3 protein-coding genes are annotated in these 1,839 nt (G+C 75.2%); all 3 read right to left on the bottom strand.

The window, feature by feature from the left end; all coding sequences use genetic code 11:
- On the bottom strand, window positions 1-207 hold a 207-nt coding region (locus tag ACFY5C_RS41385; protein ID WP_389455234.1), incomplete at its 3' end, for a response regulator transcription factor.
- An 87-nt stretch (window positions 208-294) separates the two neighbouring features.
- Window positions 295-1,527, bottom strand: a complete 1,233-nt coding sequence (locus tag ACFY5C_RS41380; RefSeq protein ID WP_360557634.1) for a histidine kinase — start codon at window positions 1,525-1,527, stop codon at window positions 295-297.
- A 92-nt stretch (window positions 1,528-1,619) separates the two neighbouring features.
- Window positions 1,620-1,838, bottom strand: coding sequence for a hypothetical protein (locus ACFY5C_RS41375; RefSeq protein WP_389455232.1), 219 nt, complete (start codon window positions 1,836-1,838; stop codon window positions 1,620-1,622).
- Between the last annotated feature and the right edge of the window lies 1 nt (window position 1,839).

The raw sequence follows: 1,839 nt of genomic DNA, 5'->3' as shown, positions 1-1,839 counted from the left end.
CATGCGGGTGGCGGCGAGGCCGTCGGTGCCGGGCATCCGGATGTCCATGAGGACGACGTCGGCCCGCTCCTGCTTCGCCAGCCGCACCGCCTCCTCCCCGTCGGACGCCTCGCCGACGACCTGCATGTCCGGTTCGGAGTCGACGAGGACGCGGAAGGCGCTGCGCAGCAGGGCCTGGTCGTCGGCGAGCAGGACTCGGATCGGCATTCGGCTTCCTCGGCGGGCGCTGGAGAGGGGGTGGGACCTGGTGCCACGACAACTGCCGGAGGGTCCCGGCGAGTTCCCGTCAGACCGTCACACCGCGTCCTCCGTGGCCCGGGCGCCGGCCCCGACCGGCAGGATCGCATGGACGCGGAAGCCGCCGCCGTAGCGGGGTCCGGTGGTGAGGGTGCCGCGCAGGGCCGAGACGCGTTCGCGCATCCCGAGCAGGCCGTGGCCGCCGCCCGCGGTGCCGCCGTCCTGGCTCGAGCCGTCGTCGAGGACGGTGATCTCGATGTTCGGGCCGACGCGGACCACGCTGATCTCGGCCCTCGCGCCCGGTCCCGCGTGCTTCTGCACGTTGGTCAGGGCCTCCTGGATGACGCGGTAGGCGGCGAGGTCGACGGCGGCGGGCAGCGTCGTCTCCGGGTCGGCGCGGGCGACGTCGACCAGGAGTCCGGCGTTGCGGAAGGTGCCGGCGAGGTCGTCGAGGCGGTCCAGGCCGGGCGCGGGTTCGGTGGGGGCCTCGGGGTCGCCGGACTGCCGCAGCAGGCCGACCGTGGCGCGCAGCTCGTCGAGGGCGGAGCGGCTGGCCTCCCGTACGTGGGCGAGGGCCTCCTTGGCCTGGTCGGGCCGCTTGTCCATGACGTGGGCGGCGACGCCGGCCTGCACATTGACCAGGGCGATGTGGTGGGCGACGACGTCGTGCAGGTCGCGGGCGATGCGCAGGCGTTCCTCGGCGACCCGGCGGCGGGCCTCCTCCTCGCGGGTGCGTTCGGCCCGCTCGGCGCGCTCGCGGATGGCGGTGACCACGGCGCGGCGGCTGCGCACCGCGTCACCGGCGGTGGCGCCGATGCCGGTCCAGGCGAAGATGGCGAGGTTCTCCTGGGAGTACCAGGGCAGTGGTCCGGCGAGCATCGCGGAGCCGGTCAGCACGGTGACCGTGAGCAGGCCGATCCGCCAGGTCGTGGAGCGGTCGGTGGTGGAGGCGACGGTGTAGAGCGCGACGACCGCGGCCATGGCGACGGGGGCGCGGGGGTCGCCGGTGGCGAACTCGGCGAGGGAGAGCGTGCCGGTCACGGCGAGGACCGTGATGGGGGCGCGGCGGCGCAGCACCAGGGCCGCGGCGCCGAGGGTCATCAGCAGCAGGCTTAGGGCGTCCGGGGTGCGCAGCCCCCAGGTGACGCCGTCCTCGCCGTGCGGGTCCACGAACGAGCCGGCGACCATGCAGGTCAGGACGGCGACGGCCAGCGCCGCGTCCAGGGCCAGGGGGTGTGCGGTGAGGTGCCGGCGGACGCGCAGCCCTGCGGAGCTCGTAACGGGGGCCAACTCGGTCTTCCTCGGGTGAGACGTGCCCGGTGTCCGGTGTCGTGGGTGCGGCGTGGATGCGGCCGCCGGCCCGCACGCGGCGCGCCGGCGGGTCAGCCGGGGATGAGTCCGTCGTCGCTCAGCAGCTCCCGGACCTCCTCCAGGGTGGCGTCCGGGGACGGCAGGATGAGGTCCGAGGGCTCCAGGGAGTCGTCGGGCAGCGGGGTGCCCCGTCCGCGGACGGCGGCGAGCAGTGCGGTGAGGGTGCGGCGGAAGCCGGGGCCGTCGCCGCCCTCCATCTCCGCGAGGAGCTCGTCGTCCAGCTTGTTCAGC

Origin of the sequence: Streptomyces sp. NPDC012935 (assembly GCF_042900345.1) — a bacterium.
In the GTDB taxonomy this organism is placed as follows: domain Bacteria; phylum Actinomycetota; class Actinomycetes; order Streptomycetales; family Streptomycetaceae; genus Streptomyces.
The sequence above is the reverse complement of the archived record's forward strand: the minus strand, read 5'-3'. Positions and strand labels throughout refer to the sequence as shown.